Genomic DNA, 26,909 nt, shown 5'->3' with positions numbered 1-26,909 from the left:
GAGGGCCTCCAGGCGCTGTCGATGCGCCGCGTCGCCGAGCGGCTGGGCGTCGGCACGATGTCGCTCTACACGTACGTGCCAGGCAAGCCGGAACTGCTCGACGTCATGCTCGACACCGTGTACGGCGAGACGGGTTACGGCGAGACGGCCGGGCCGGAGGAATCGCCGGGCGACTGGCGGGCCAGGCTGACACTCATCGCCAAGGAGAACTGGGCGCTCTACCAGCGCCACCCCTGGCTCCTGCAGGTGGCGACCAACCGCCCGGTGCTGGGACCGAACACCACGGCCAAATACGACTACGAGCTGCGCGCCGTCGACGGCATCGGGCTGACGGACGTGGAGATGGACTCCGTGATCACCCTGGTGACCGGGTTCGTGCACGGCACGGCCCGGGGGGCGGTGGAGGCCGCGCAGGCGGAGAGCCAGACCGGGCTGACGGACGAGCAGTGGTGGGCGGCGCACGCCCCGTTCCTCAGCCGAATCACTGACGCGTCGCGCTGGCCCACGGCCTCCCGAGTCGGACAGGCCGCGGCGGAGGCCCTGGGCGGCGCCTACAGCGCGGAACACGCCTTCGAGTTCGGCCTCGAACGCGTCCTGGACGGCATCGACGCCCTGATCACCCGCCGGGCCGGATCGGCCTAGTCGGCCCCGCTCCGGAATGGTCGCCCCGCGGGTCGGATCGGCCTGACGAGCCCCGCTCGGCTGGTTCCGCTAGTGGTCGGCCGCTTCCTTGACCGTGGGTGCGGGCCGGCGATCAGGCAGCGCCGCGGTGGCGAGCGCGTTGCCGAGTTGCCGGTCCGTAGGCGGCATGGTCCAGGTCAGGCCAGGGCCGCCGTTGGCGATCGCGCTCGTCAGCACGCTCCGGAGCACCACCTCATCGGGCGCTCCCGGCTGCCGGGCCCGCGACTCTTCGTACTGGTCACGGATTCGGGCCAGGTCGAGCAGCAGCGTGGTGCCAGACCGCCCGTCGTCATCCGGCACGGCGACTCCCAGCACGCCCAGAGCGCTCCCACCCGGTACGGCGGCCTCGGAGCGGACGATCGCGCGTACCCTGGCGGCGAAGCCCTCGCCATCCGTCCAGCCTGGGCGCAGGTGCAGCACCCCCGGCTCCTCGGTGGCCAGGAAGCCGGCCAGCAACGCGCCGACCGTGGTCTGCGGGTCGTGCATGGCCTCCTGCCCCCGGGCGGCGAAGCGGCCGGCCAGCAGGTCGAGCGAGATGAGCCGCGGTGGCTCGAACACCGTCAGGACGCCGCACTCCCCGCCGATGTCCACCGCGTTCCCCGCGTCGGCATAGGCCCTCAGACCTTCCAGCAGCGCGGTCGCGGCCTCTTCGTCCAGCCGCGCCTCCCACCCCGCCCTGTTCCCAGCCGTAACCGAGCCGGATGAGCCAGGTATGTAGACACGACGGGCCCACCAGACGGCCACGCCGAGCACCACCGCAGCGGCGGCGAGCGCGATCCACATGATGCCCGCTAGGAGACGGGCGCCGCACGCAGGCGAACGACGTGCTCGACGAGCGAGATCAGCGTCCCCTTCACCGACTCGCGGTGCCGCGCGTCCGTACGCACGATCGGCACGTTCGACGACAGCGCCAGCGCCTCGCGCACCTCTTCTTCCGAGTGCGGGAACTGACCCTCCCAGCCGTTGACGCCGACCACGAACGGCAGCTTGGCCTCTTCGAAGTAGTCGATCGCCGGGAAGCTGTCGGCCAGACGCCGCGTGTCGAGCAGCACCACGGCGCCGATCGCGCCGCGCACGAGGTCGTCCCACATGAACCAGAACCGGTGCTGGCCGGGCGTGCCGAACAGGTAAAGGATCAGGTCACGGTCCAACGACACGCGCCCGAAGTCCATGGCGACGGTCGTCGTCTGCTTGTTCGGCGTCATGCCGAGGTCGTCGATGCCCGCGGACGCGTCGGTCATCACCGCTTCCGTGGTGAGCGGCAGGATCTCGGACACCGCCCCCACGAACGTCGTCTTGCCGACGCCGAACCCGCCCGCGACGACGATCTTCGTCGACGTCAGGCCGGGGCTAGAGCCTGCGTAGTCCACTGAGCACCCTTTCGAGCATGTTGAGGTCTGGCTGTCCCTCGCTGAGACGTGGCTGGTGCAGGCGGACAAGTCCTTCGTCGGACATGTCCGCCACGAGCACTCGAGCCACGCCCAGCGGGACGCGGAGCAGGGCCGAGATCTCGGCGACCGACCGGAACGAGCGGCAGAGCTGCATGATGGCCTCCTGCTCGGGAGTGAGCATGGACATCTCGTCATCCGGTATGGACATCGACGAGATCAGCGTCTCCATCGCCAGGTGGTAGCGCGGCTCTGAGCGGCCGCCGGTCACCGCGTACGGACGGAACAGGGGCTCATCGTCCCCGGTTCCGTCAATGCCGTACACGGCCCTCCCCCATCAGTTCCATTGCATCACCGCGTCCTGGCCGCCTGAAGCTCCGCGCGCAGGGCCGGCGTCAGCGCCTGGCCCGCCCTGTCGACGAGCAGCGTCATCTGGTACGCCACCAGTCCCATGTCGCAGTCGATCCCCGCCAACACGGTGAGGACGGAGCCGTCGCTGATCGCCATCACGACGAGCAGCCCGCGCTGCATCTCGACGACGGTCTGCGACACGGAGCCGCCCTCGAACACCCGGGACGCGCCCACGGTCAGGCTCAGCAGGCCCGCGGACACCGCGGCGAGCTGGTCGGCGCGGTCCGGCGGGAAGCCCTCGGAGCTGGCCAGGCAGAGGCCGTCGGCCGAGACGACGACGGCATGCGCGACTCCGGGCGTGTTCCGCACGAAGTCGGTGATCAGCCAGTCGAACCTGTGGGCCTCATGGCTAAGGGTGGTCACTCGCCCTCCCCGGCAGGACGCTCAATCACTGTTGTTCCTCCTGTCCACGTACTTCCGCACGACCCCGGCGTACTCCCTGCTGGAAGCTCGCCAACCTGCTGCGCGATCGCTCGGCGGAGACTGGTGGCATCGGGGCCTGCCGCTGCGACTGCTGCGGTTGGCCGGCCGTACCAGGAACCAGGTTCGCCTTGGGAGTGCGCTTGGGTAGCCCCGAGGACGTGGTGCCCCCAAGGCTGGGATCGCTCGCGGCGGCCGCCGCCTGCCAACCGGCGTCAGCGGGGTTTCGCCACGAATCCTCCACAGAGAGTATGGCTTGTGTGGGGGTCGACTCATCCCGGCTCGGCGAATCCGGTGCCCGCTCTTCCGACGGCCGGCGGAACCAGGCGGATTCCACGGCGGCGAAGATCGGCAGGAACTCCTCCTGACCGGGCTCCATGGGCGAGACGTCCACCGACGGCGGGGCGTCCTGCCTACGCGGCTCACCGGTGCTGTAGGGCGTCTGGAACGCACCATCAGAGCCGGGACCGGGGTAGGAGGGGAAGGCACCGGTACGTTCCTGGCTGGGGTACGACGGGGGCTGGGCCGGATACTGCGGCCCGGACGCCGGCGGCTGCACCGGATACGCGCGGCCGGGCGACCGCGACCCCTGGTCCGGAGTGGGATACGACGGCGACTGGCTCGGGTTGGGGTACGACGGGGACTGGCTCGGGTACGACGGGTAGTTGCCCGAGTCGAAGGACGGCCGGTGAGCCCCGCCGTCGGTGTCGGCCGTGAAGGGGGTACGCGATGCCCCGGAGCCGGTGTCGAAGGAGTCGAAGCTGGCGAACGACCGGAACGTGCCGTTGGGCGCGGGCACCCCGTTGGACGGCGTGGCCGGAGGCGCGCCGTTCGCGGGCGTAGCGGCGCCGAACGCGGGCCGCTGGGGCAGCGACGGCCGGGAGCCGTCGGGGATCAGCGACGGCGGCAGCAGCACCATGGCGATCAGCCCGGTGCCTTCGCCCTTGCGCAGCTGGACCCGGATGCCGTGGCGCAGCGCCAGCCGGCCGACCACGAACAGGCCCATGCGCCGCGACACCGACACGTCCACGACCGGCGGCTCGGCCAGGCGCCGGTTGGCCTCGGCGAGCTCGTCGTCGGTCATGCTGATGCCGACGTCGTTCACCGACAGCAGCGCGCCGCCGCCTTCGATGAGGCTGCTCGACACCACGACGTTGGAGTTGTTCGGGGAGAACTGGATGGCGTTCTCGACCAGCTCGGCCACCAGGTGGACGAGGTCGTTGGCCGCGCTGCCGAGCACCGAGGTGGCTCGGTGCACCTTGACCTGGACGCGCTCGTAGCCCTCGACCTCCGACAGCGCCGCGCGGACCACGTCGACCAGCTTGGCCGGCTGGCTGCGCCGGCGGGTGGCCTCGTGCCCGGCCAGGACCAGGAGGTTCTCCGAGTTGCGCCGCATGCGGGTGGCCAGGTGGTCGAGCTTGAACAGGTCGGCCAGGCGGGCGCCGTCCTGCTCGCCCTTCTCCAGGCCGTCGATCAGTGAGATCTGCCGCTCGACCAGCGTCTGGGTGCGGCGCGAAAGGTTGACGAACATCGAGCTGATGTTGCTGCGGAGGTCGGCCTCCTCGCCCGCCAGCCGTACGGCCTGGCGGTGCACCTGGTCGAAGGCCCTGGCCACGTCGCCGATCTCGTCGTCGCCCTCGATCTCGATCGGGCGGACGTCGGCGGGGGCGTCACCGGTGACGCGGAGCTTGCGCACCACGTCGGGTAGCCGGAACCCGGCGATCTCCAGGGCCTCGGTGCGCAGGCGGCGCAGCGGCGTGACCATCGAGCGGGCGATCGCGACGGTGAACAGCAGGACGAGCAGCAGCAGCGCCACGATGAGCACACCGGCGATGATCGCGTTGCGGGTCTCGGAGTCGCGTAGCTCCTGGCTGCGCAGCGCCACCTTCTGGCTCAGGTCGCCCTCGACGGAGTGCAGGATGTCGATGGCGGTGGCGTTGTCGTCGAACCACTGGTCCGGCGCCGGCTTCTTGCGGTCGGTCTGGGCGAGCAGGTCGTCCCTGATCCTGACGCCGGGCGCCTTTCCTGCGGCGAGCGTGATGGCGCGGGCCTTGGTCAGCTCGGTGTTGTAGTACTCGGGCGCCGTCAGCGCCTTCGACAGCGCGAGGCCGACGACCGGTCCGGCCTCCTGGCCGACGGAGGCGATCTCCGCGCGCTGCCTGGCGTTGGAGGCGATGAACCGCTCGACCTCCTTGGCGTCCACGCTCGCGGAGTTGTAGTAGCCCTTGAGCAGCTGGACGCGCTGCTTGGAGACCTCCTCCTTCGCGCGCGCCAGCGCGCTCAGCGCGCGGAACTGGCCGATGATCTGCGAGTCGTCGCTGAGCAGGCTCAGCTCGTCGTGCAGCTTGAGCAGCGTGTCGAGCAGCGAGTCGTAGCGGGTGGTGTCCTTCTGGCCCTCGCTGCGGGTCCTGTTCAGGACGTTGAAGTCGTAGCGGGCCCGCTTGACCGCGTTGAGCACGCGGTCGCCGTAGGACTCGTCCATGACCGCCATGTCGGCCTGCACGGTCTTGACCAGCGCGTCGACCTTCGCCTTGCGCTCTTTGTACGGCTCGGTGAGCTTCTTGCGCACCTTGCTGGAGGCGGCCAGCCAGCCGCCGGTGTCACGCTCCAGCCCGAGCGCTTGTACCAGGTCGCGGATGTGACCGGCCTGCTCCGCGGCGAGCGCCGTGCGGTCGTAATCGCCGATGCTCTGAACCGAGCCCACCACGCGCGCTCCCCCGAGCACGACTCCCGCCATGGTGGGAACGAGGACCAGCGCGGTGAGACGCCATCTCACGCGCCAGTTACGCAGCCCCAGCCGGGGCAGCAGCCGCTTTCCGCGGGCCTGCCTGGCGGTTTGGCCGCCTTCGGAGTTCCCCGTAGTCACTGCTTCCGCTACCCCTCAATCATCCCGTTCTGTCGGCGGGTTGAGCCCGTCCACTAGATAAAGCACCCGACTTTCCCGGCAAAACGGGCACGTCGCTGCAAAACATACCCGTAACTCGTGCGTGCTGTTGGTTATCGAAGTGCCGCAAGCACCTGATCGCGGACTTGGGTCCGCTGGGCGCCGTCGCTGAGGGGCCGTCCGGCACGATCGACCACGTAGAAGACGTCCACCGCCTCCGCGCCGAGAGTCTCCACGCGAGCGGCCCTCACGTCAAGACCACATTCGCCGAAAGCCCGTCCAATGCGCCACAGGAGTCCCGGTCTGTCATGGGCTCTGACTTCGACCACAGTGGCGGTCGCGGAGGCATCGTCTACCAAGGTGACACGGGGCGGTGCGACAGGAACACGAGGGGGTCTCATAGACCTCGTACGACGGGCAAGACGCTGCTCGATGTCAAGACGCCCAGCAAGGACCAGACGGAGATCGGCCTCCAGAGTGGCGGGGTCCGGCGGCGTGCCGTATTCGGGGACGACGGAGAACTCGATCACCGCGGTGGAGCCGGCGGCAGCGGACGAGGCGGAGCGGACGATCAAGCGATGCGCGGCCAGCACGCCGGCGGCGCTCCACAGGAGCCCGGCCCGGTCGGGGGCGACGACAGTGACGGCTCCCCCATGGACGCGGATGGCGGCGCCGCCGTGCCGGGCCAGCGCGGCCTGCTCGGCCGACAGGCTGGGCGCCTTGGGCGGCGGCGCGCCGGACAGCACGGAACGGACGCGGCGTACGAGGTCAGCGACGAGCCCGGCCTTCCAGGCGTTCCAGGCGGCCGGGCCGGTGGCGTGCCCGTCGGAGACGGCCAGCGCGGCGAGCAGGTCCAGCACCTCGCGCGAGCCGACCGTGCCGGCGACCTTCTCGATCGTGACGGGGTCGTCGAGGTCCCTGCGGGTGGCGGTCTCGGGCAGCAGCAGATGGTGGCGTACGACGGTGGCCAGCGTCTCGACGTCGGCGGCGGGCAGGCCGATGCGGGCCCCGATGTCGCGGACCACGACCTCGCCGGTCACCGAGTGGTCGCCGGGCCAGCCCTTGCCGATGTCGTGCAGCAGCGCCGAGATCAGCAGCAGGTCGGGGCGGGAGACCTCGCGCGTGTGGCTGGCGGCGTTGGCGGCGGCCTCGATCAGGTGCCGGTCGACGGTGAAACGGTGGATCGGGTGGCGCTGCGGGCGGTGTCGTACGCGCTCCCAGTCAGGAAGCAGCCTGACCAAAATGCCAGCTTGGTCAAGTTCCTCCCAGACCGGAACGGCGGCACGGCCCGCGCCCAGGATGGACACCAGCGCGTCACGGGCCTCCTCGGGCCACGGCACGGGCATGGGGGGCGACTGAGCGGCCAGAACGGACATGGTGGCGGGGGCGAGCGGCAGCCCCGAGTCGGCCGCCGCGGCGGCGGCACGCAGCACCAGGACCGGGTCCTTGCGCGGGTCGACGCCACGAGCGAGCACCACTTCACCACCGTGCTCGACCACGCCGTCGGCCAGCGGCCGGCGTCCCCGTGGAGCCGGTCCCGACACCAGCCTGTCAACCGTGCGCCAGGTGGTGTCGAAGGCGTGGGAGATCGTCCGGCCGGCCTCGGCGAGCCTGCGCATCAGCGCTTCGGCGTCGAGCAGCCCAAGTAGCCCGGCGACGGCTTCCTGCTCCTGGAGCACGAGCCTGTCGGCGCCCCGCGCGGTGACGATGTGCAGGGCGTGGCGTACGTCGAGGATGAACTCATAGGCCTCACGCGCCCGGGGACCGGGCGCGGAGGCGACCCAGGCCGCTGCCACGGCCTGCATGGCTTGGACGTCGCGAAGGCCGCCGCGGCCGTCCTTGAGGTCGGGTTCGAGAAGGAAGGCCAGCTCGCCGCTGACCTGTGCGCGCCGGTCCGCCGCCTCACGCAGCTCGCCGAGCCGGCGGCGGGAGTCGGCGCGCCATTCGGCGAGCACGGACTCCCTGGCCTTCTTCGTCAGCTCGGGATCGCCCGCTATGTGCCTGGCCTGGATGAGGCCCAGCACGGCTTTGAGATCGTCGCGGGCGACCGCCACGGCCTCGTCCACGGTTCGCACCGAGTGGTCGAGGCCGACGGCGGAGTCCCAGATCGGATACCAGACGCGGTCGGCGATCCGCGCCACGTCGTCCCTGCCGTTGTGCAGGAGGACGAGGTCGAGGTCGCTGCCGGGGGCCAGCTCGCCGCGCCCCAGGCTCCCTACGGCGACCAGTGCGACGTGCTCGCCGTCACTCGCCGTACGGAAGAGGTCTTTGAGCCAGCGGTCAGTGTCCGCGGCCCGCTCCTTGCGGGCCGCGGCGTAGGTACGAGCCTCACCCCTCACAGGGCCTCTGGACCCCGCTCTCCGGTGCGGACCCGGATCACCGTGTCGACCGGGACGGACCACACCTTGCCGTCACCGATCTTGCCTGTCTGGGCTGCCTTGACGATGACGTCGATCACGTCCTCGGCGTCTTCCTCTTCGGTCAGCACCTCGAGGCGCACCTTGGGGACAAGGTCCACCTGGTATTCGGCGCCGCGGTAGACCTCGGTGTGGCCGCGCTGGCGGCCGTAGCCGCTGGCCTCGCTGACCGTCATGCCCTTGACGCCGAACTGTTCGAGGGCGGCCTTCACGTCGTCCAGCTTGAACGGCTTGATGACGGCGGTGATGAGCCTCATGCTTCCACCTTCTTGGTTACCGGGGCCAGAGGGCCGTTCGGGGAGCTCACGCCCGAGGCGTGGACCGTGCCGAGGTCGTATCCCGTCTCGGCGTGGGTGGTGACGTCGATGCCGGTGACCTCGTCCTCGACCGGGATGCGGAAGCCCATCGTCTTGTCGATGATCTTACCGATGACCCAGGTCACGATGAAGGAGTAACCGCCGATCGCGATCGGGCCGAGCACCTGGAGGCCGAGCTGGGTGAAGCCGCCGCCGTAGAAGAGGCCCTTGTTCTGCTGGTCCAGGAAGGGGTACACGGCCAGGAAGCCGAGCGAGACGGCGCCGATCACGCCGCCGACCAGGTGCACGCCGACCACGTCGAGCGAGTCGTCGAAGTTGAAGCGGTACTTCAGGCCGACCGCGTAGGCGCACACCGCGCCGGCGATCAGGCCGAGCAGCATCGCGGCCCAGGGGTCGATGAACCCACAGGCGGGGGTGATGGCGACCAGACCGGCGACTGCGCCGGAGGCGACACCGAGGCTGGTGGCGTGGCCGTCACGCAGCTTCTCCACCACGATCCAGGCGCCGGCCGCGACGGCGGTGGCGATCTGGGTGTTCATGAACGCCAGGCCGGCCGTCCCGTCGACCGCCAGCTCGGAGCCCGCGTTGAAGCCGAACCAGCCGAACCACAGGAGGCCCACACCGAGCAGCACCAGTGTCAGGTTGTGCGGCCGCATCGGCTCCTTGCGCCAGCCCTTGCGCTTGCCCAGCACCAGGGCCAGCGCCAGCGCCGCGGCACCGGCGTTGATGTGGACGACCGTGCCGCCGGCGAAGTCCTCGATGCCCAGGGCGTTCAGCCAGCCGGTGCCCCACACCCAGTGGGCCACGGGGAAGTAGACGATGCTCGCCCAGACGAAGCTGAACAGCACCCAGGCGCCGAACTTGGCCCGGTCGGCGATGGCGCCGCTGATCAGCGCGACGGTGATGATGGCGAACGTCAGCTGGAAGGCCGAGAAGACCAGGCTGGGCATGCCGGTGCCGTCGGTCTTGGTAGCGGTCTCGACCAGGCTCTGCAGCCCGAGCGCGTCGAGACCACCGACGAAGTTGTTCAGCCACGACATGCTGTTGTCGGTGAACGCCAGCGAGTGTCCGTAGAGCACCCAGGCGATGGTGACGGTGATGATGCTGACGAACGACATCATCATCATGTTCAGGACACTCTTGGCCCTGGTCATGCCCCCGTAGAAAAACGCGAGCCCTGGTGTCATGAGCAGCACCAGCGCGGTGGCCGCTAGCATCCAGGCCGTCGTGCCGCTGTCGATCTTCACGACGCGACCCTCCTTACATGTGACGTGTGGCCACAGCGTGTTCGCCCGGCGTTTCGTGGCTCGACCGGGTGTGTTTCACATTCGTGAATCTCGTCCCACTGGTGTTTCGTCCATGTTTCGGACAGCGCGTGCCGAATATTCGGGCATAGACTTAGGCTTGCCTAACCTAATCGATCAAGGGATCCCCCAATGCGTCTGGCGTTCCTGCTGCCCCTTCTCGCGCTCGCCGCCTGCGGCACCTCCACCACCGCCCAGCAGGCGGGGCCGACCAGGACGGTCACCCACGCCATGGGCCAGACGAAGGTGCCACTGGAGCCTAAGCGGGTCGTGGTGCTCGACACCGACAAACTCGACACGATGGTCTCGCTGGGCCTGGCCCCCGTGGGCGCGGCCCAGGCCACCGAGAGCCAGGCGTGGCCGAAGTACCTCGGCTCGGCGCTGTCGGCGACCAAAGCGGTCGGCACCCTCCAGCAGCCGAACATCGAGGCCATCATGGCGCTCAAGCCGGACCTCATCCTCGGCACCAAGTTCCGGCAGGCGGCCTTCTACGACAAGCTCAGCAAGATCGCCCCGACCGTGTTCACGGAGAAGGTCGGCGTCACCTGGAAGCAGAACTTCCTGCTCGACGCCGAGGCCCTGGGCAAGAAGGACCAGGCGGCCGGGCTGCTGTCGGCCTACGAGACGCGGGCCAAGCAGGTCGGCGCCAAGTACGCGAAGCTGAAGGTGAGCATCGTCCGCTTCATGCCGACGGAGATCCGGATGTACGGCCCCGAGTCCTTCAGCGGCATCGTCGTCGGCGACGCCGGCATCCCCCGCCCGGAGACGCAGCAACTGGCCACGCAGCAGGACAAGCGCTTCGGCAAGCTGAGCCAGGAGAACATCGCCCAGGCCGACGCCGACGCCGTCTTCTACACCGCCTACGGCCAGGCGGCGGCCAAGAGCCAGGCGTCGGTGACCGGCGGTCCGCTCTGGAAGAACCTCGGAGCGGTCAAGTCGGGCAACGCCCACAACGTGGACGACGAGGTCTGGATGCTCGGCATCGGCGTCACGGCCGCCGGCGGGATCCTCGACGACCTGGACAAGTACCTGGCCCCGCTCGCCTGATCAGCCCCAGAACCGGCGCAGGTGCGGCACCAGCTCGCCGGCCCGCTCGTCAGGGAAGAACAACCGCCCGCCCTCGATCTCCACGATCTCCTTGACGCCCGGGATCGTGTCGCGCAGCCAGCGGGCCCAGCTCACGTCGAAGAAGACGTCGCCGGTCCCCCACACCACCAGCGTCGGCACGGCCAGCACGGTGAGCAGCGGCTCGATCGCGACCATGTCCTTGGCGTCGATCGAGGTCAGCAGCCGCTCGAAGGCGCGCGGGCCGTCGGGCTTGTCGAGGATCGGCCGCAGGTAGTGGTCGACCAGGTCCGCCGGATCGTCGATGTGCTCGTAGCCGTCGCCGAACGCCGTCTGGGCCAGCAGCTCCGGCTGGTCCAGCAGGGCTGCGGTCAGCGGCGCGAGCTCGCCCCGGGCGGCCAGGTCGACCGTGGGCTGGAACGACTCCGGCGGCGTGTTGGTGTGGACGTCGCAGTTGGTGAGCGTGAGTGAGCGCAGCCGCTCCGGGTGGCGTACGGCGAAGACCTGCGCCACCGCGCCGCCCGTGTCGTTGGCGACCAGGTCGACCTGGTCCAGCCCGAGCTCGGCGCAGAGCTCCTCCACCGCCTCGGCCATCGCGGGGATCGACAGGTCCGCGCGTGGCGCGCTGCCGCCGTGCAGGGGCAGGTCGATCGCCACGCACCGGCGCTCGTCGCGCAGCTCGGCGATGACGTTGCGCCACAGGTACGAGCTGGTGGCGACGCCGTGCACGAACAGGGCGACCGGTCCGTCGCCGACGTCCACGTAGTTGATGTCGTTCATGGTCTTGCTCTCCTCTGCCTGGATTACAAACCGACTGTCGGTATACGAAATTACAGACCGACTGTCGGTTTGTCCATGGCCGGTCGGCGGAGGTCCGCTCCTACAGTGGTTCCATGAACCTCAAGGCGGAACGCGGCGCGGCCACCCGCGACCAGCTCCTCACGATCGCCACGCGGCTGTTCGCCGAGCACGGCTACGAGGGCACCTCGATCGAGGCGGTCCTCCAGGAGTCAGGCCTGAGCCGAGGCGCCCTCTACCACCACTACGCGGGCAAGGACGCGCTGTTCGAGGCGGTGCTGGAGGCGACGGAGGCGGGGATCGGCGTCAAGATCGTCGAGGCGGTCGCGGGCATCACCGACCCCGCTGAGGCGCTGCGGGCCGGCGTTCTGGCCTGGATCAGGCTCGCGGGCGATCCGGTGATCCAGCGCATCGTGCTGATCGACGCGCCGTCGGTGCTGGGGTGGGAGCGGTGGCGGGCGATGGAGGAGCGCTACTCCTTCGGCATGCTGAAGGGCGCGCTACGCGCCACGGACGCCGTCCCCGACGGCTTCCTGGATCTGCACGCCCACATGCTGCTGGCCGCCATCAACGAGAGCGCCCTGCTGGTCGCCAGGGGCGGCGACCGCGAAACGGCGGAGGCGGCGGTGGAGGAATTCCTCCGGCGCATCCTGCAGCGCCCCTGAGGGGGGCTGGGATCCACGGACCGGGGCCAAGAATGCGCACGTCACGGCGCCCAGCCCGCTCCACCGGAGGAGCGTGCCCCTGGACAGAGGCCAGCAGAGCACGCTGGGAGGGGCCCACCGTGCTCTGCCGTAAAAGAAACTGGTTGTTAAGCCGCCGCAGTCGCCATCTTGCGGAGGCGGGCAAGCGCGTCGCGCTCGATGCGGCGGGCGCGGTCGCGACCGATGCCGTAGCGCTCGCCCACCTCGGTCAGGGTGTGCTCGCGACCGTCCACCAGCCCGTAGCGCCAGCGCAGCATGTCGCGGGTGTCGCCTTCAAGGTCGGTGAGCCACTGGTCGAGCCGCTCGCGCTCCAGGATGTCGATCGCCTGCTGCTCCGGATCGGCCCAGGTCTCGTCGGCGATCATGTCGCCCAGCTCGGTCTCGTCCTCGTCGCCCACGCCGAGCTGCAGCGACACCGGGTCCGACGCCCAGCGGCGCAGCTCCCGGACCCGCTCGATCGGCAGCTCCAGGATCCCGGCGAGGTCCTCGTCGGTCGGCTCGACGTCGAACTCCGCCAGCATGTCCCGGCGCACCCGCATCAGCCTGGTCATCTGCTCACCCGCGTGGGTGGGCAGCCGCACCGGCCGCGCCTGCTCGTGGATGGCCCGGCCCACGGACTGCCTGATCCACCACGTGGCGTACGTCGAGAACTTGTACCCCCGCTTGTAGTCGAACTTCTCCACTGCCCGGACCAGCCCCAGGTTCCCTTCCTGGACCAGGTCGATCAGCGGCATCCCGCGGCCCGAGTATTTGCGGGCCACCGCCACCACCAGGCGAAGGTTCGCCTGGATGAACTCGTCTTTCGCCCGCCGGCCGGAGACCGCGACGCGCTCCAGCTCCTCATCGGCCGCGTCACCGATGCGCGGCTCCGCACCCCCGCTGTCGAGCAGCTGCTCGGCGAAGAGGCCCGCCTCGATGCGCTTGGCGAGCTCCACCTCTTCCTCCGCCGTGAGCAGCGGGACCCGCCCGATCTCCGCCAGGTAGGTCCCCAGCAGATCGCGATCAGCGACGTGCTGCTCCTGCGTGCGACTCCCCGTAGGCCTTGCCATCCCCAGGCACCTCGTTCCGCAGCTACGTTCTTATCCGGCCAACGTCCGGCCAGATGCAAAGATTCCCTAAAGGGCTACGACCAGGGGACGGTTCTGGATGTCCTCCTAAAGGAGGAGACCACCGAGAAACACCTGGTGAACGAGGGGAACACCCGGCCGATAGGCGAGATGGACGTAGGAAGGAGCGTCGAGCACGACGAGGTCCGCGCGGGCTCCCGGTAGCAACCAGCCTACGTCCGTACGCCGCAGCGCGCGGGCCCCGCCACGGGTCGCGGCCCTGATCGCCTCCAGCGGCGTCATGCCCATCTCCCGTACGGCCAGCGCCACGCAGAACGCCATCGACGAGGTGTAGGAGGAGCCGGGATTGCAGTCGGTGGCCAGCGCGACGACCGCCCCCGCGTCGAGCAGCCTCCTGGCGTCGGGGTAGGGCGAGCGGGTGGAGAACTCGGCGCCGGGCAGCAGTGTCGCCACGGTGCCAGGGGCGTCCTTCGGGGCGCAGGCGGCCAGCGCGTCGACGTCGGCGGCGCTCAGGTGGGTGCAGTGGTCGGCCGAGGCGGCGCCCAACTCGCAGGCAATCTGCACGCCGGGCCCCTCGCCGAGCTGGTTGGCGTGCACTCTGGCCTGCAGCCCCGCCTTGATCCCGGCCTCCAGCACCGCTCTGGTCTGGTCACCGTCGAAGGCGCCGCGCTCGCAGAAGGCGTCCACCCACTTGGCGTACGGCGCGCACGCCCGCAGCATCTCGCCGGTGACCAGCCGCACGTAGTCGTCGGCCGCGATGCCCGAGGGCACCACGTGCGCCCCGAGGTAGGTGGTCTCGTCGGTCAGCCCGGTGGCGATCTCCAGCGAGCGCCGTTCGTCCTCGACGGTCAGCCCGTAACCGCTCTTGATCTCCACGGTCGTGGTGCCCTGCGCCCGCATCTCGCCGACCAGGGCGGCGGCTCTCGTCGCCAGCTCCGCGTCGGAGGCCGCGCGCGTGGCGGCGACCGTGGTCCTGATGCCGCCACCGGTGTAGGGCACGCCGGACATGCGCGCCTGGAACTCGTGCGTCCGGTCACCGGCGAACACCAGGTGCGCGTGGCTGTCCACGAACCCCGGGATGACGGCGCGGCCCCCGGCGTCCACCCGCTCGTCGGCGTCCGGCGCCCGCTCCGCCGGGCCCACCCAGGTGACCAGGCCGTCCTCGGCGACCAGCGCCGCGTCCTCGATCTCCTCCCGCTCCGGGTCCCCGGTGTAGAGCAGCTTGATCCCGTCGAACAGCACAGAGGTCATCGAACCCATCCAATCGCCTCGGTCAGCATGGCGCCCACGTTCCCCAGCGTGTGCCGCCCGTCCGACACGACGTGCCGGCCACCTGAGATCACCGAGTGCACGTCGGCCGCCGTCGCCGCGAACACCACCGCCTCCACCCCGCCGGCACCCGCCGTACGGACCGAGTCGAGGCGTACGGAGACCAGGTCCGCCCACGCGCCCGGCACCAGCAGCCCGGCGTCGGGGAAGCCCAGCGAGGTGTGGCCCGCGGCCGTGGCGGCGGTCAGGAGCTCCTCGGCGCGCCAGTGGCCGCGCTCGCCGGTGGCCAGCCGTTCGTCCAGCTCGACCGCCCTGGCCTCCTCGAACAGGTCGACGACGGCATGGCTGTCGGAGCCGAGCGTGATGGGCGCGCCCCGGTCGAACAGCGTCCTGGCGGGCCCGATGCCGTCGGCCAGGTCGCGTTCGGTGGTGGGGCACATGCAGATGTGCGTGCCCGACTGGGCGAGCAGCTCGATGTCGACGTCGCTCAGGTGGGTGGCGTGGACGGCGGTGGAGCGCGGTCCGAGCACGCCCCGCTCGTGCAGCACCTGCACCGGGCTGGCCGCGTACATCTCCACGCACGCGGCGTTCTCGGCCCGCTGCTCGGAGACGTGCGCGTGCAGCGGCGCCGCGTGGTGGCGGGAGAACTCGGCGACCACCGGCATCTGCTCCGCCGGTACGGCCCGCACCGAGTGGACGGCCGCGCCGATCTCCACGTCGGGCTGCCCCTTGTAGACGGCGGCCAGCTCGTCGGCCCGGCTCGCCCACCGGTCGGCGTCCCCGTCCCCGAAGCGCACCTGCGCCCCCACCAGTCCCGTGCCGCCACCGGCCGCCGCGCCCGTGCCGATGCCGCCCGTCAGGTAGCAGGTGTCGAGCAGCGCGATGCGCAGGCCCGCGTCCCGGGCGGCCTGGATGAGCGCGTGACCCATCGCGTTCGCGTCGTCGTACGGCCGGCCGTCCGGCGTGTGGTGCAGGTAGTGGAACTCGCCCACGCAGGTCACCCCCGCCAGCGCCATCTCCGCGTAGGCGGCCCTGGCCAGCGCGAGATAACGGTCCGGGTCGAGCGCCGCGGCCACCTCGTACATCCGCTCACGCCACGTCCAGAAGTCGCCCGCGCCCGCCTGCGTGATGCCGCGCAGCGCCCGGTGGAAGGCGTGGGAGTGGGCGTTGGCCAGGCCGGGCATCGTCAGGCCCGCCAGGCGTTCGGCGCCGTCAGGGTCGCCCTGCGTCACGTCGGCGATTCGGGTCCCGTCGACCCTGATGAGCACGCTTTCGTGGACGCCGTCGGGCAGCCAGGCGTGCTCGCACCAGTAGGTCACCGACACAGGTCCTCCAGAACGTTCGCGAGAGCGACGACCCCCGCCTCGCAGTCTGCCTGCTCGGCATGCTCGTCCGGGGAGTGGGACACGCCGGTGGGACCGCGTACGCCCCAGCGGGTCGAGGACGCGGTAGTGAATGAATCCATTCAGTTGACCGGGCCCGCGCTGGGCCGCAGCGTGAGCTCGGTCAGGTGCGCGTCGGGCCCGGCGTTGACGGCGGCCAGCACCGCGCGGGCCACGGACTCGGGCTTGAGGTATTTGTCGGGCTGGTAGTCGCCGCCCTCCTGCTCACGGACACCGCGCTGCATGTCGGTGTCCACCCGGCCCGGGAAAATGGTGGTCACCCTGAGCTCGGCCTCCTCCTGGCGCAGCGCGTCGGCGAAGGCCCGCAGCGCGAACTTGCTCGCCGCGTAGGCGCCCCAGCCGGGGTTCGCCCGGAGCCCGGCGCCGGAGTTGACGCAGATCACGTGACCGCCGGCGCCTCTGAGCGCGGGCAGCAGCAGCCGGGTGAGCTCGGCGACGGCGATCACGTTGAGCTCCATCGTCCTGCGCCACACGTCGGTCTTCAGTTCCGCGACCTTGCCGAGCAGGCCGATCCCGGCGCTGTGCACCAGCAGGTCGAGCCGCTCGACGCCGACCACGTCGGCCTCGGCGACCTCGGTCAGCTCGACCGGCCACGCCCTGGCGTCGGGCAGTTCGGCCGCCAGGGCGGCCAGCGCGTCGCGGTCGCGGCCGCCGAGGATGACGTGGTGCGTGGGCCCCAGTGCCCTGGCAATCGCTTCGCCGACACCACGGGAGGCGCCGGTGACCAGCGCGATCGGTCGTTCAGTCATGCGGCTCAGTTTATGACCTTGACAGGGGTTCAAATTTGACTACAAACTTGAATATGTCTTCTTCGACCCGTGTGCTCATCCTCGGTTGCCTCCTCGACAAGCCGCTCAACGGATATCAGGTCCGCCGGCACCTGGAGGTGATGGGCGCGGAGCACTGGGCCAACGTGGCGTTCGGCTCGATCTATCACGGGCTGAGCAAGATGGCCGAAGAGGGCCTGCTTGAGGTGGTCGAGAGCGGCAAGGGCGGCAAGACGGTCTACGAGATCACCGAGGCGGGCCGCAGGGAGTTCCACCGCCAACTGCTCGAGACCTGGTACGACGTCAGGCCGATCATCGACCCCTTCCAGGTGGCGCTCACGTTCATGGACCGCCTGCCCAAGCAGGAGATCCTCGACGCGCTCGACGGCAGGATCCGGCAGCTCAGGATGTCGATCGAGACGATGGAGAGCATCTACGGCGTCAAGCAGCGCTACGGCGCACCCCGGCATGTCGACGAGAACCTTCGCCTGACCGTCGCCATGCTCACCGCGCACCTCGACTGGGCGGAGAAGGCGGTCATCAGAGTCGAGAACGACGAACTACCGTAAGGAACCGCAAATGATCATTGACGCGCACGGCTTACGCAAGACATTCACCACCAGGGGCAGAAAGGGCACCCAGACCGTGGAAGCGGTCCGTGGTGTCGACCTCGAAGTGGGCAAGGGCGAGATCTTCGGCGTCCTCGGCCCGAACGGCGCCGGCAAGACGACCACGATCAGAATGCTCGCCACGCTGATCGCACCCGACGCCGGCACCGCCACCGTCGCCGGGCACGACCTGCTCAAGGCACCCAGCGCCGTCCGGCGCAACCTGGGCTACATCAGCCAGGCCGGCGGGGTCGAGGAGAGCACCACGCCACGGGCACAGATCATCATGGCCGCGAAGATCCACAGTGTGCCCGACCCGGCCGGGGCCACGGCCGACGTGCTCGCCAGGTTCGACCTGACGGAGATCGCCGACCGGCCCGGCCGTACACTCTCCGGCGGCCAGAAGCGGCGGGTGGCCATCGCGCTCGGGCTGGTGCACAGCCCGCCGCTGCTCTTCCTCGACGAGCCCACCACCGGGCTCGACCCCCAGAACCGGGCCAACCTCTGGGACCGCATCAGGCAACTGCGCGAGGTCGGCACCAGTGTGCTGCTCAGCACCCACTACCTCGACGAGGCCGACGCGCTGTGCGACCGGCTGGTGATCGTCGACCACGGCCTGGTGGTGGCCGAGGGCACACCGGGCGGGCTCAAGCGCGAGGTCGCCGACGACGTCGTCACGCTCAGGCTGGACGAGCCGGACCGGGCCGCCGAGACGCTCAAGCCGTACGCCCGCGAGACGCGCGTCGACGACGACGTGCTGCGCGTGTACGTCGACGACGGCGAGCACACCCTGCCCACACTGCTGCGGGCGCTGCAGGAGCAGCGCCTCGCCCTGTCCTCGATCGCGCTCGACCGCGCCACCCTCGACGACGTCTTCCTGGCCAAGACCGGCCGATCCCTGCGCGACACCGGAGCCGCCGCATGATCCGCCACACGCTGCTTTTTCTGGTGTACGAGCTGCGCAACACGTTCAGGAACCCGATCTGGCCGCTGTTCGGCATCGTCCAGCCGGTGGTGTACCTGCTGCTGTTCGGCCCGCTGGTGGCGGGTGCCGCCGGACAGCCCATCTCCGCGCAGCTCACGAGCTTCGCGCCGGGCATGCTGGTGATCACCGCGCTGTTCGGGGCGATCGGCGTCGGCTACGGCATGATCTACGAGCTGCGCAGCGGCGTCCTGGAGCGCATCGCGGTCAGCCCCGCCTGGCGCCCGTCGATCGTGCTCGGCCGCACACTCCGCGACGGGGTCGTGCTCATGCTCCAGTCGGTCGTGGTGATCGTGATCGCGCTGGTCATGGGCATGCGCGCCAGCCTGCCCGGACTCGCCGTCATGGTGCTGCTCATCGCGGTGACCGGCCTGTTCTCCTCCGGCATCGCGTACGGCCTGGCGCTGTCGCTGCGGGACGAGAACGGCATGGCGCAGATCATGCAGTTCTTCGCCCTGCCCGTCATGCTGCTGTCGGGGGCGCTGCTGCCGATGACGCTGGCGCCGGAGTGGATGCAGAAGGTGGCCGTGTTCAATCCGATGTACCACCCGGTGGTGGCGGGCCGGGCGCTGTTCGCGGGAAATCTGACCGACGGGTCGATCCCGATCGCGTTCGCGGTCATGCTGGTGCTGGCCGCGCTGACCGTGACCTGGTCGGTGCGCTCACTGCGCCGGATCGCCGGTTAGCCCCGGTCAGGGGAGATCGCCGGTCACGAATGCGCCGGTCTCGTCGGTCATCCGCTCGTACTCCTCCAGCCGGGCCTGGGTACGCAGCGGCGCGGCGTCGGCCATGGCATCGATCAGGGCCATGGCCAGCGTGAGCGGCGCCGCGTGGGAGTCGAACACCAGCCGGTCCCCCACCGGCGCGTCAAGCACCACCTCGGCGGGGAAGTCAGCTTTGTCGCAGATGACGGCGATCCGCAGCCCCAGCTTCTCGGCGTACTCCAGGGCGTGGATCACCTCGGCCGGATAGCGCGGCAGCACCACGGCGAGCAGCCATTCGGCGCCCGCGCGCCGCGCGGCGTGCAGCCCCTCGATCAGCTCGGAGCCGCCGTGGGTCAACAGCCGCACTTCCGGATGGATCCGCCGCGCGTAGTAGGCGAAGGTGGTGGCCAGCCCGCAGGAGACCCGCAGCCCCAGCACCGGGAGCGGCTCGGTGGCGGCCAGCGACTCCCCCAACTCCTTCAGGGGCAGGCCCGCCAGCCGCTCCCTGACGGCGGCCAGGTTACGGATCTCATTGTCGATGGCGCCCTGGAGCAGGCTCTCCTCCGGCGGCCCGCCCAGTACCAGCGGACGCAGCGCCTGCCGCAGCTCCGGATAGCCGGCGAAGCCGAGCACCATGGCGAACCTCGTCACGGACGGCTGGCTCACCCCTGACCGCTCGGCCAGCTCGACGCTGGACAGGAAGATCGCCTCGTCGAGATGCTCGGACAGGTAGTGGGCGATCCGCCGCTGCACCGGAGAGAGCCGTCGCCCGTCGAGAAGCCCGGCCAGACCACTGTGGTATCCACCTGTCACAGCAGCTCCAACACCATCTGTCCGACTTCTCATCCCTCCCGCGCCAGACGGATCCACCTGGTCGGCGGCTCGTTGTCGGGGAACAGCTCCAGGACGGCCCGGTCGTCGCGCCTTGTGGCGCGCGCACGGTGCGGTTCGTGCGACCTACTGAATGAACAGATTCACCACTGTCACTGTCAGAGCACTAGCTCACCAGGAACTGGGTCGCGGCCAGTTCGCGGTAGAGGTCGTCCTGGCCCACGAGCTCGTCATGGGTGCCGACCGCGCGTACCCCGCCCGCCTCCATGACCACGATCCGGTCCGCGTTGGTCACCGTGGACAGGCGGTGCGCGATGACGAGGACGGTCGTCTCGGCGGCCACCTCGGCGATGACCTCGCGCAGCCGGAGTTCGTTGACCGCGTCGAGCTGCGAGGTGGCCTCGTCGAGCAGGAGCAGCCTGGGCTTGCGCAGCAGCGCCCTGGCGATCGCCACCCGCTGCCGCTCGCCGCCCGACAACAGCACGCCCCGATGTCCGACGGCCGTGTCGAGTCCCTCCGGCAGCCTGGCGACCAGGTCGTCCAGGCGGGTGCGAGTGATCGCGCGCCGCAGCTCCTCCTCGGTGGCGTTCTGGGCGGCGAAGAGCAGGTTCTCCTTGAGAGTGCCCGCCAGTACGGGCGCGTCCTGCTCGACATAGCCCAGCGTGGCCCGCAGCTCGGCGAGCGGCCAGTCGCGGATGTCCCGGCCGTCGACCGTGATCAATCCGTCCTGGTGCTCGTAGAACCGCTCCAGCAGGGCGAACACCGTCGACTTGCCCGCGCCCGACGGCCCGACGAGCGCGGTCAGCCCGCCGGGCGGCACCTCGAAGCTGACCCCGTCGTGCACGATCGGCCGGTCGTCCCCGTAGCGGAACACCACGTCCTCGAACCGCACCCCCGCCGGCCGCGCCGCGAGGAGTGCCGGAATCGTGGCGCCGACGGGCTCGGCGGGCAGGTCCTCGATCTCCTTGATCCGCTTCATCGCCGCCAGGCCCTGCTGCAACTGCACCATGCCCTCGACGATCTGCCCGATGGGCGCCACCAGGTAGAACAGGTACAGCAGGAACGCGATCAGCGACGAGACCTCCAGCACGCCCGAGGCGACCCGCGCCCCGCCGACGGCCAGCACGCACAGGAAGGCGATCTGCACCGTCATCCAGGTCGCCACCCCGGCCAGCGAGGTCCATCCGGCCACCTGCAGCCCCCGGTCGCGAGCGCGCGTGGCGGCGCCGCCGACGACCGCGATCTCGCGCTCCTCCGCGCCACTGGCCTTGACCGTCCGGTACGCCTGCAGCGCCCGGTCGAGCACGGCGCCCATCTCGCCGACGGCCTCCTGGGCCTGCTTCTGCGCCCGCTGGATCCTGGGCATCACCAGCCCGGTCAGCCCGCCGATCACCACCACCACGAGCAGCGTGACCAGCAGCAGCACGCCGTCCATGGTCGCCATCATGATGATCGCGCCGGCCAGCATGAACACCGCGCCGATCGAGTTCACGACCCCGTTGGTCAGTACGGCCCGCAACAGCGTCGTGTCACCGGTCACCCGCGACAGCAGGTCGCCGGGCTTGAGCCGGTCCACGTCGGCGACCTTCAGCCGGAACATCCGGTCGATGAGCCGGCGCCGCGCGCCCAGCACGATGCCCTCGCCGGTGCGCTCCATCAGGTACGTGCCCAGGGCCGACACCACCGCTCCGACCAGCACCGCCACGGTCAGCCCGACCAACGGCCCGGCCATCGACCGGTCCTGGCCGAAGGCGTCCACCACGTACTTGGCCAGCAACGGCATCGCCAGGCCCGCCGCCGAGCCGACCAGGCCGAGTAACCCCCCGAGCACCAGGATCTTCCTGTGCGGGCGCATGTAGGCGAGCAGCTCTCTGATCACCGTGTCTCCTCTCGCGATATATCCCGAAAAACCCAACGAACGGCGGATCGCGATCCGCACCCGTCAACCTAAATTGACGACCAAAGTATGTCAACCTTCGTTGACGTCTCATTCTCGAGGAGGAGAAGACACATCCGTTCGCGGAGTTGCGACGAATACGCCGTCGAGGAACCCGGCCGGAACCTCTCGATCTCGATCAGCACTCTCGAAAGGACCGAACATGGAGCTCCGGATCAACCGGCGCGCTCTAGTCGGACTGGGCGTCGCGGCGGCGTTGACCGCCTCCTCGTTCGCCCTGCTCCGTACCGACTCCGGCGACGCTTCCTCGCACCGCGAGGCGCCGATGATCGCGGGGGACCCGCGTAACGACAACACCGACGTGTACGCGTTCGTCAGCCCCGACAAGGCCGACACGGTGACGCTGCTGGCCAACTGGATCCCGTTCCAGGAGCCGCAGGGCGGCCCGAACTTCTACACGTTCGACACCAAGTCCCGCTACAACATCAAGATCGACAACGACGGCGACGCCAAGCCCGACATCGTCTACCAGTGGACGTTCCGCGATGAGGACCGGCGCGGCAACGCCACGTTCCTGTACAACAACGGGCCCGTCACCTCGCTCCACGACGAGAACCTGCTCTTCCGCCAGCACTACACGCTCAAGCGGATCACCGAGGACGGCAGCAGGACGCTCATCTCGGACGGCATCGTCGCGCCGAGCAACGTCGGCCCCGCCTCGATGCCCGACTACGGCACGCTGCGCGCCCAGTCCCTCAAGAGCCTCCCGAACGGCGGCAAGGCCTACGCCGGCCAGTCCGACGAGGCGTTCTTCCTGGACCTGCGCGTCTTCGACCTGCTCTACGGCGGCAATCTGTCCGAGGTCGGCCAGGACACCACCAAGGGCTACAACGTGAGCACCCTGGCCGTCCAGGTGCCCGCCCACGACCTGGCACTCCGGGGCGACGCCCGGCGCAACCCGGTGGTCGGCATCTGGTCCACCACGGACAAATGGCGCCCGAACGGCTACGTCCAGGTCTCGCGCCTGGGCAACCCGCTGGTCAACGAGGTCGTGATGCCGGCCGGTCTGAAGGACGCGTTCAACTCGCTGCCCCCGGTCAAGGACGCCGGCATCCCGGACGTGGTCAAGCGCGTCACCGACCCCGAGGTGGCCAGGCTGCTGGAGGGCATCTACGGCATCAAGGCGCCGGCGACCCCGCGCGGCGACCTGGTCGAGATCTTCCTGACCGGCATCGCCAAGGGCAACGGGCCGATCAAGGCCGACCTGAACTCGCAGACCCTCAACAAGGACGCCGGCAAGCTGCGGCCCGCCGAGATGCTGCGGCTCAACATGGCGGTCCCGCCGTCCAAGGACCCCAACCGGCTCGGCGTACTGGCCGGTGACCTGGCGGGCTTCCCGAACGGCCGCCGCCTGTCCGACGACGTCGTGGACATCTCGCTGCAGGCCGTGGCCGGCGCCGCGCTGTCCGGCAAGCTCGTCCCTGGCCTGACGGACAAGGTCGACAAGAACGACAAGCCCATCCTGGACTCGTTCCCGTACATCCCGCTGCCCAGCAACGTGGCTGTGAACCAGCGGTGAGCCCCGACCGGCCGGCCTCCTCTCCGGGCCGGCCGGTCCCCCCGCGGCGGGCCCGTCTCCCAAACTCCCGCCGCGACCCCGGCCGGCCGGCCTTGTCCCCCGTCAGGGCCGGCCGGCCCTCGACCCGTCTGCGCCGACCTCTTCCGATCTCCGGAGCCTTGGATGCGATCCCTCGCCCTTGCCGGTGGCCTCGTCGTGGCCGGCGCGCTGGCCGTCACGGCCTACGCTGTCTACGCCCCGCCGGCGACCTCTACTGGAACCACGCAGGCCGCGACCTTCACGGAGACGCTGCAGGCCCGTCTGAAGCGCCTGCCCGGCGACTACCGCGGCTGGGCCCAGCTCGGCCTGGAGTACGTCGACCAGGCCAGGGTCACCGGCGACCCGTCGTACTACACCAAGGCCCAGGGCGCCCTGGCCACCGCCACCCGGCTGAATCCGGCCGATGACGCGGTCCTGACCGGCCAGGCGGCGCTCGCCGCCGGCCGCCACGAGTTCTCCGACGCGGTACGGCTGGCGCAGCGGGCCATCGGCGCCAATCCCTACAGCGCGGCGGCGCACGGGGTGCTGGCCGACGCGAAGACGCAGCTCGGCGACCTGAGCGGGGCCTCGAAGGCCGTGGACGCGATGATGGGGCTGCGTCCCGGCGTGGCGTCGTTCGCCCGCGCCTCCTACGCGGCCGAGCTGCGGGGCGACCGGACGGGGGCGCGCAAGTTCCTGGAGTACGCCCAGAACGACGCCTACGCCCCGGCGGACGTCGCCTACACCCGCTACTACCTGGGCGAACTGGCCCTGCATTCGGGCGACCTGGCCGCGGCCGGCGACTGGTACGCCAAGGCGCTCCAGGCCTACCCGGCCTACACCCCCGCACTCGCCGGACAGGCCAGGGTCGCGGCGCTCGGCGGGCGGACGGCCGAGGCCCTCGACCTCTACCAGCGGGTGGTCGAGCGGCTGCCGCTGTCCCAGTACCTGATCGAGCAGGGCGAGACCCGGATCAAGGCGGGGCTGAAACCGGACTGGACCCTGCTGGAGGCCCAGCGGAAGCTGCTGCGGGCCGCCGGGGTGCGGGACGACCTCACCTGGGCCGAGTTCGAGGCCGATCACGGCGACCCGGCGCTGGCCGTACGGCATGCCAGGAGCGAGTACGCGCGCAATCCCAACCTCGTCGCCGCCGACGCGCTCGGCTGGGCCCTGTTCAAGGCGGGCAAGCCGCGCGAGGCCCTGCCGTACGCGAAGAAGGCCACCTCGACCGGCTGGCGCAACCCGCTGCTCGGCTACCACCGCGCCCGGATCGAGCGCGCGCTCGGCAAGCCCGCGCGCGTGCCCTCGGGCTTCGATCCGTCCCTGCCCGCACTGGCGAGGTTCTCATGAGGGTGCTCCGGCTCGGCCTGCTCGTGGGCCTGCTGTTGTCGATGGGCGTGTCGGTCCTGTTCACGACAGCGGCGCGGGCGGAGACGGTGGCCAGGCATCCGCTCGGCAACTTCACCGTCAACCACTACAACGGGCTGCGTCTGCGGCCCGACCGGGTGGAGAACAAGGCGGTCGTGGACGCCGCAGAACTGCCGACACTCCAGGCCAAACCGGGCGTGGACGCCTCCTACGCGGCCAGGACCTGCGCCACGCTGGCCGCCGCCCAGCGACTCACCATCTCTGGTACGGCGGTGCCGTGGCGGGTGTCGGGTTCGGAGTTCGCGTACGCGCCCGGGCAGGGCGGCCTGCAGACCAGCCGCCTGACCTGCCGCCTCGTCGCCGAGGCCCGTGTGTCGGGCACGGTGTCGTTCGCCGACGCGTTCGAGCAGGACCGGATCGGCTGGCGCGAGATCACCGCCGTCGGTGACGGGATACGGCTGACCCAGTCGTCCGTGTCGTCGGCCAGCGTGAGCGACGAGCTGCGCAAGTACCCCGAGGACCTGCTGACCAACCCGCTCGACCAGCGCACGGCCACCATCACGGTCGGCGGCGCCGCCTCCGCCCTGTCCGGCGGCGGCTCCCCCGGCTCCGGCGGGACGCCTTCCGGGCTCGGCACGATCAGCGTCGGCGGGCCGATCGGGGACGCGCTGGCGGCGCTGGACCGGACGTTCACCAGCCTGATCGGCGCCGACTCGCTCACGGTGCCGCTCGGGCTGCTGGCGGTGGCCCTGGCGATGCTCCTCGGGGCCGGGCACGCGCTGATCCCCGGACACGGCAAGACGATCATGGCCGCGTACCTGGCCGGCCGGCGCGGACGACCGCGTGACGCCCTGGTCGTGGGAGCCACGGTGACGGCTACGCACACGGTCGGGGTGCTGGTGGTGGGCCTGCTGCTGAGCGCGTTCACGGCGCTGGCCGGGGAGGCGGTGCTGGGGTGGCTGGGGGTGGCCAGCGGCGTGCTGATCGCCTTCATCGGCCTGCGCCTGCTCCTGTCCACCCGCCGCGCCACCGGACACGGGCACGAGCACGGTCACGGGCATGGGCACGGCCATGGCCATGGCCACGGGCACGGCCATGGCCATGGGCACGAGGGCTCGACGCGGGCCGGGCTGCTGGGGATGGGGGTAGCGGGCGGGCTGGTGCCGAGCCCGTCGGCGCTCATCGTGCTGCTGGGGGCGATCGCGCTGGGGCGTACCTGGTTCGGGGTGGCGCTGGTCACCGCGTACGGCCTCGGCATGGCGGCGACGCTCACCGTCACGGGCCTGCTGCTGGTCAAGCTAGTCGACCGCCTCGAACGGCGTGCCTCGCGGGGGCGGGGCCTCGCCGCCCGGCTGTCCACCCTGGCGCCGCTGGGCACGGCCGGCATGGTGATGCTGCTGGGCGCGGGCCTGGCCCTCCGCTCGGCCATCGCCCTCTAGCCGAGGAAGACCACCTGGAAGCTGGTGTTCGACAGCGCCGCGAAGCCGCAGGGCTGGGTGCCGAACACGTGCTGGCAGGGCCCGGGCCCCCAGGAAGTGATGTCTCCGTCGGGGGTCAATCGCACGGTTGATCCGACGGGCACCATGTACTGGCAGTTCGAGACGGAGCAGGTGCCGGTCGGTGATCCGTTGACGCGGATGCTCACAGAGCCGTAGGCGCCGCGCAGTTGCAGGTTCACGGCGACATCCGCGAAGGCGCGGGCCGCGTCGGCAGGGAGAACGGCCGCGACGATCAGCGCGGATGCGATGAACGATGCCGCTCGCCGCCGTATCCGCCGCATTCGCCGCACGTCGAGCCGGCCGTGAGCGGAAGTCGATGCTGTCATTGGCGTGGACCCTCCGTGAATGTTCGACTGACTTGTCCGTGATCAGGGGTGAGGGTGGTCGGCTCCGGATACCGGCCGCCGATACGCCGACCGTGAGGCGTCATGCCCCCGCTCCGCAACGGCCGCCGAATCATCCGTACAAGCCCGTACAGGGCGGCTGTAACCAGTTGTGATCAGCCAGCGACATAAAGGTGGCGCCGGC

26 protein-coding genes are annotated in these 26,909 nt (G+C 70.4%); 9 read left to right on the top strand and 17 right to left on the bottom strand.

Translation table 11 applies throughout. From position 1 onward, the window contains the following. Positions 1–642, top strand: a 642-nt coding sequence (locus AB0L53_RS27050; protein WP_363999170.1) for a TetR/AcrR family transcriptional regulator, incomplete at its 5' end; no start/stop codon positions are given. Positions 643–711: 69 nt separating this feature from the next. Here the strand turns inward: AB0L53_RS27050 and AB0L53_RS27045 are convergent. From AB0L53_RS27045 to AB0L53_RS27010, 8 genes are all read right to left on the bottom strand, one after another. After that, the gene (locus tag AB0L53_RS27045; RefSeq protein WP_363999167.1) at positions 712–1,464 is read right to left on the bottom strand and encodes a hypothetical protein; all 753 of its coding nucleotides are present in this window, start codon (positions 1,462–1,464) and stop codon (positions 712–714) included. Between the two features lie 8 nt (positions 1,465–1,472). Beyond that, positions 1,473–2,051: an ATP/GTP-binding protein gene (locus tag AB0L53_RS27040; protein WP_358537479.1), complete on the bottom strand. Its 579-nt coding sequence runs from the start codon at positions 2,049–2,051 to the stop codon at positions 1,473–1,475. Then, the gene (locus tag AB0L53_RS27035) at positions 2,032–2,394 is read right to left on the bottom strand and encodes a DUF742 domain-containing protein (protein ID WP_357942881.1); all 363 of its coding nucleotides are present in this window, start codon (positions 2,392–2,394) and stop codon (positions 2,032–2,034) included. The genes AB0L53_RS27040 and AB0L53_RS27035 overlap by 20 nt, the downstream gene beginning before the upstream one ends. A gap of 26 nt (positions 2,395–2,420) precedes the next feature. Beyond that, a complete protein-coding gene (locus tag AB0L53_RS27030; RefSeq protein WP_214641598.1) occupies positions 2,421–2,843 on the bottom strand; it encodes a roadblock/LC7 domain-containing protein in 423 nt (140 codons plus the stop codon). A 25-nt stretch (positions 2,844–2,868) separates the two neighbouring features. Continuing rightward, complete coding sequence (locus AB0L53_RS27025; RefSeq protein WP_363999163.1) at positions 2,869–5,766, bottom strand: nitrate- and nitrite sensing domain-containing protein; 2,898 nt, start codon at positions 5,764–5,766, stop codon at positions 2,869–2,871. 131 nt (positions 5,767–5,897) lie between these two features. Continuing rightward, positions 5,898–8,123, bottom strand: a complete 2,226-nt coding sequence (locus AB0L53_RS27020; RefSeq protein ID WP_363999160.1) for a [protein-PII] uridylyltransferase — start codon at positions 8,121–8,123, stop codon at positions 5,898–5,900. After that, positions 8,120–8,458, bottom strand: a complete 339-nt coding sequence (locus AB0L53_RS27015; RefSeq protein WP_184756141.1) for a P-II family nitrogen regulator — start codon at positions 8,456–8,458, stop codon at positions 8,120–8,122. Before AB0L53_RS27015 ends, AB0L53_RS27020 begins: the two co-directional genes overlap by 4 nt. Further along, complete coding sequence (locus tag AB0L53_RS27010; RefSeq protein WP_363999157.1) at positions 8,455–9,765, bottom strand: ammonium transporter; 1,311 nt, start codon at positions 9,763–9,765, stop codon at positions 8,455–8,457. The genes AB0L53_RS27015 and AB0L53_RS27010 overlap by 4 nt, the downstream gene beginning before the upstream one ends. A 189-nt stretch (positions 9,766–9,954) precedes the next feature. Here AB0L53_RS27010 and AB0L53_RS27005 point away from each other — a divergent pair, with 189 nt between their 5' ends. After that, entirely contained in the window at positions 9,955–10,869 is a 915-nt protein-coding gene (locus AB0L53_RS27005; protein WP_363999154.1) for an iron-siderophore ABC transporter substrate-binding protein, read from the top strand. Here the strand turns inward: AB0L53_RS27005 and AB0L53_RS27000 are convergent, their stop codons facing one another. After that, on the bottom strand, positions 10,870–11,667 hold the full coding sequence (locus AB0L53_RS27000; RefSeq protein WP_363999151.1) for an alpha/beta hydrolase: 798 nt from the start codon (positions 11,665–11,667) through the stop codon (positions 10,870–10,872). It lies immediately after the preceding gene. Positions 11,668–11,780: 113 nt separating this feature from the next. On the opposite strand from AB0L53_RS27000, the gene AB0L53_RS26995 reads away from it, so the two are divergent. Next, positions 11,781–12,350, top strand: a complete 570-nt coding sequence (locus AB0L53_RS26995) for a TetR/AcrR family transcriptional regulator (RefSeq protein ID WP_363999148.1) — start codon at positions 11,781–11,783, stop codon at positions 12,348–12,350. 146 nt (positions 12,351–12,496) lie between these two features. Here AB0L53_RS26995 and AB0L53_RS26990 read toward each other — a convergent pair whose 3' ends face one another. The 5 genes from AB0L53_RS26990 to AB0L53_RS26970 form a co-directional block, all read right to left on the bottom strand. After that, positions 12,497–13,438, bottom strand: coding sequence for a sigma-70 family RNA polymerase sigma factor (locus tag AB0L53_RS26990; RefSeq protein WP_357942866.1), 942 nt, complete (start codon positions 13,436–13,438; stop codon positions 12,497–12,499). A 105-nt stretch (positions 13,439–13,543) separates the two neighbouring features. Beyond that, a complete protein-coding gene (gene hutI / locus AB0L53_RS26985; RefSeq protein ID WP_363999144.1) occupies positions 13,544–14,707 on the bottom strand; it encodes an imidazolonepropionase in 1,164 nt (387 codons plus the stop codon). Further along, entirely contained in the window at positions 14,704–16,050 is a 1,347-nt protein-coding gene (locus AB0L53_RS26980) for a formimidoylglutamate deiminase (protein ID WP_363999141.1), read from the bottom strand. The genes hutI and AB0L53_RS26980 overlap by 4 nt, the downstream gene beginning before the upstream one ends. Further along, on the bottom strand, positions 16,041–16,190 hold the full coding sequence (locus tag AB0L53_RS26975) for a hypothetical protein (RefSeq protein ID WP_363999180.1): 150 nt from the start codon (positions 16,188–16,190) through the stop codon (positions 16,041–16,043). The genes AB0L53_RS26980 and AB0L53_RS26975 overlap by 10 nt, the downstream gene beginning before the upstream one ends. Further along, entirely contained in the window at positions 16,191–16,877 is a 687-nt protein-coding gene (locus AB0L53_RS26970; protein ID WP_363999138.1) for an SDR family oxidoreductase, read from the bottom strand. A gap of 53 nt (positions 16,878–16,930) precedes the next feature. Here AB0L53_RS26970 and AB0L53_RS26965 point away from each other — a divergent pair, with 53 nt between their 5' ends. The 3 genes from AB0L53_RS26965 to AB0L53_RS26955 are packed head-to-tail and all read left to right on the top strand — an operon-like array spanning position 16,931 to position 19,171. Continuing rightward, positions 16,931–17,464, top strand: a complete 534-nt coding sequence (locus tag AB0L53_RS26965; protein WP_363999135.1) for a PadR family transcriptional regulator — start codon at positions 16,931–16,933, stop codon at positions 17,462–17,464. Between the two features lie 10 nt (positions 17,465–17,474). Beyond that, positions 17,475–18,428 carry an ATP-binding cassette domain-containing protein gene (locus AB0L53_RS26960; protein ID WP_363999132.1) on the top strand — a complete coding sequence of 318 codons (954 nt, stop codon included), beginning with the start codon at positions 17,475–17,477 and terminating at the stop codon, positions 18,426–18,428. Further along, on the top strand, positions 18,425–19,171 hold the full coding sequence (locus AB0L53_RS26955) for an ABC transporter permease (protein ID WP_363999129.1): 747 nt from the start codon (positions 18,425–18,427) through the stop codon (positions 19,169–19,171). The genes AB0L53_RS26960 and AB0L53_RS26955 overlap by 4 nt, the downstream gene beginning before the upstream one ends. Before the next feature lie 6 nt (positions 19,172–19,177). Here AB0L53_RS26955 and AB0L53_RS26950 read toward each other — a convergent pair whose 3' ends face one another. Both AB0L53_RS26950 and AB0L53_RS26945 read right to left on the bottom strand, forming a co-directional pair. Further along, on the bottom strand, positions 19,178–20,002 hold the full coding sequence (locus AB0L53_RS26950; protein WP_363999126.1) for a MurR/RpiR family transcriptional regulator: 825 nt from the start codon (positions 20,000–20,002) through the stop codon (positions 19,178–19,180). Between the two features lie 184 nt (positions 20,003–20,186). Further along, the gene (locus AB0L53_RS26945) at positions 20,187–21,899 is read right to left on the bottom strand and encodes an ABC transporter ATP-binding protein (RefSeq protein ID WP_363999123.1); all 1,713 of its coding nucleotides are present in this window, start codon (positions 21,897–21,899) and stop codon (positions 20,187–20,189) included. A gap of 220 nt (positions 21,900–22,119) precedes the next feature. On the opposite strand from AB0L53_RS26945, the gene AB0L53_RS26940 reads away from it, so the two are divergent. The 3 genes from AB0L53_RS26940 (at position 22,120) to AB0L53_RS26930 (ending at position 26,321) form a co-directional block, all read left to right on the top strand. After that, complete coding sequence (locus AB0L53_RS26940; RefSeq protein ID WP_363999120.1) at positions 22,120–23,496, top strand: DUF4331 domain-containing protein; 1,377 nt, start codon at positions 22,120–22,122, stop codon at positions 23,494–23,496. A gap of 162 nt (positions 23,497–23,658) precedes the next feature. Next, complete coding sequence (locus tag AB0L53_RS26935) at positions 23,659–24,864, top strand: tetratricopeptide repeat protein (RefSeq protein WP_363999117.1); 1,206 nt, start codon at positions 23,659–23,661, stop codon at positions 24,862–24,864. After that, positions 24,861–26,321: a High-affinity nickel-transporter gene (locus AB0L53_RS26930; RefSeq protein WP_363999114.1), complete on the top strand. Its 1,461-nt coding sequence runs from the start codon at positions 24,861–24,863 to the stop codon at positions 26,319–26,321. The genes AB0L53_RS26935 and AB0L53_RS26930 overlap by 4 nt, the downstream gene beginning before the upstream one ends. On the opposite strand, the gene AB0L53_RS26925 is transcribed toward AB0L53_RS26930, so the two are convergent. Beyond that, complete coding sequence (locus AB0L53_RS26925) at positions 26,318–26,707, bottom strand: hypothetical protein (protein ID WP_363999111.1); 390 nt, start codon at positions 26,705–26,707, stop codon at positions 26,318–26,320. The genes AB0L53_RS26930 and AB0L53_RS26925 overlap by 4 nt on opposite strands. Positions 26,708–26,909 lie beyond the last annotated feature (202 nt).

It is taken from the genome of Nonomuraea sp. NPDC052129 (assembly GCF_040680095.1).
Lineage (GTDB): Bacteria > Actinomycetota > Actinomycetes > Streptosporangiales > Streptosporangiaceae > Nonomuraea.
This window is presented reverse-complemented; position numbering and strand designations above follow the sequence as displayed.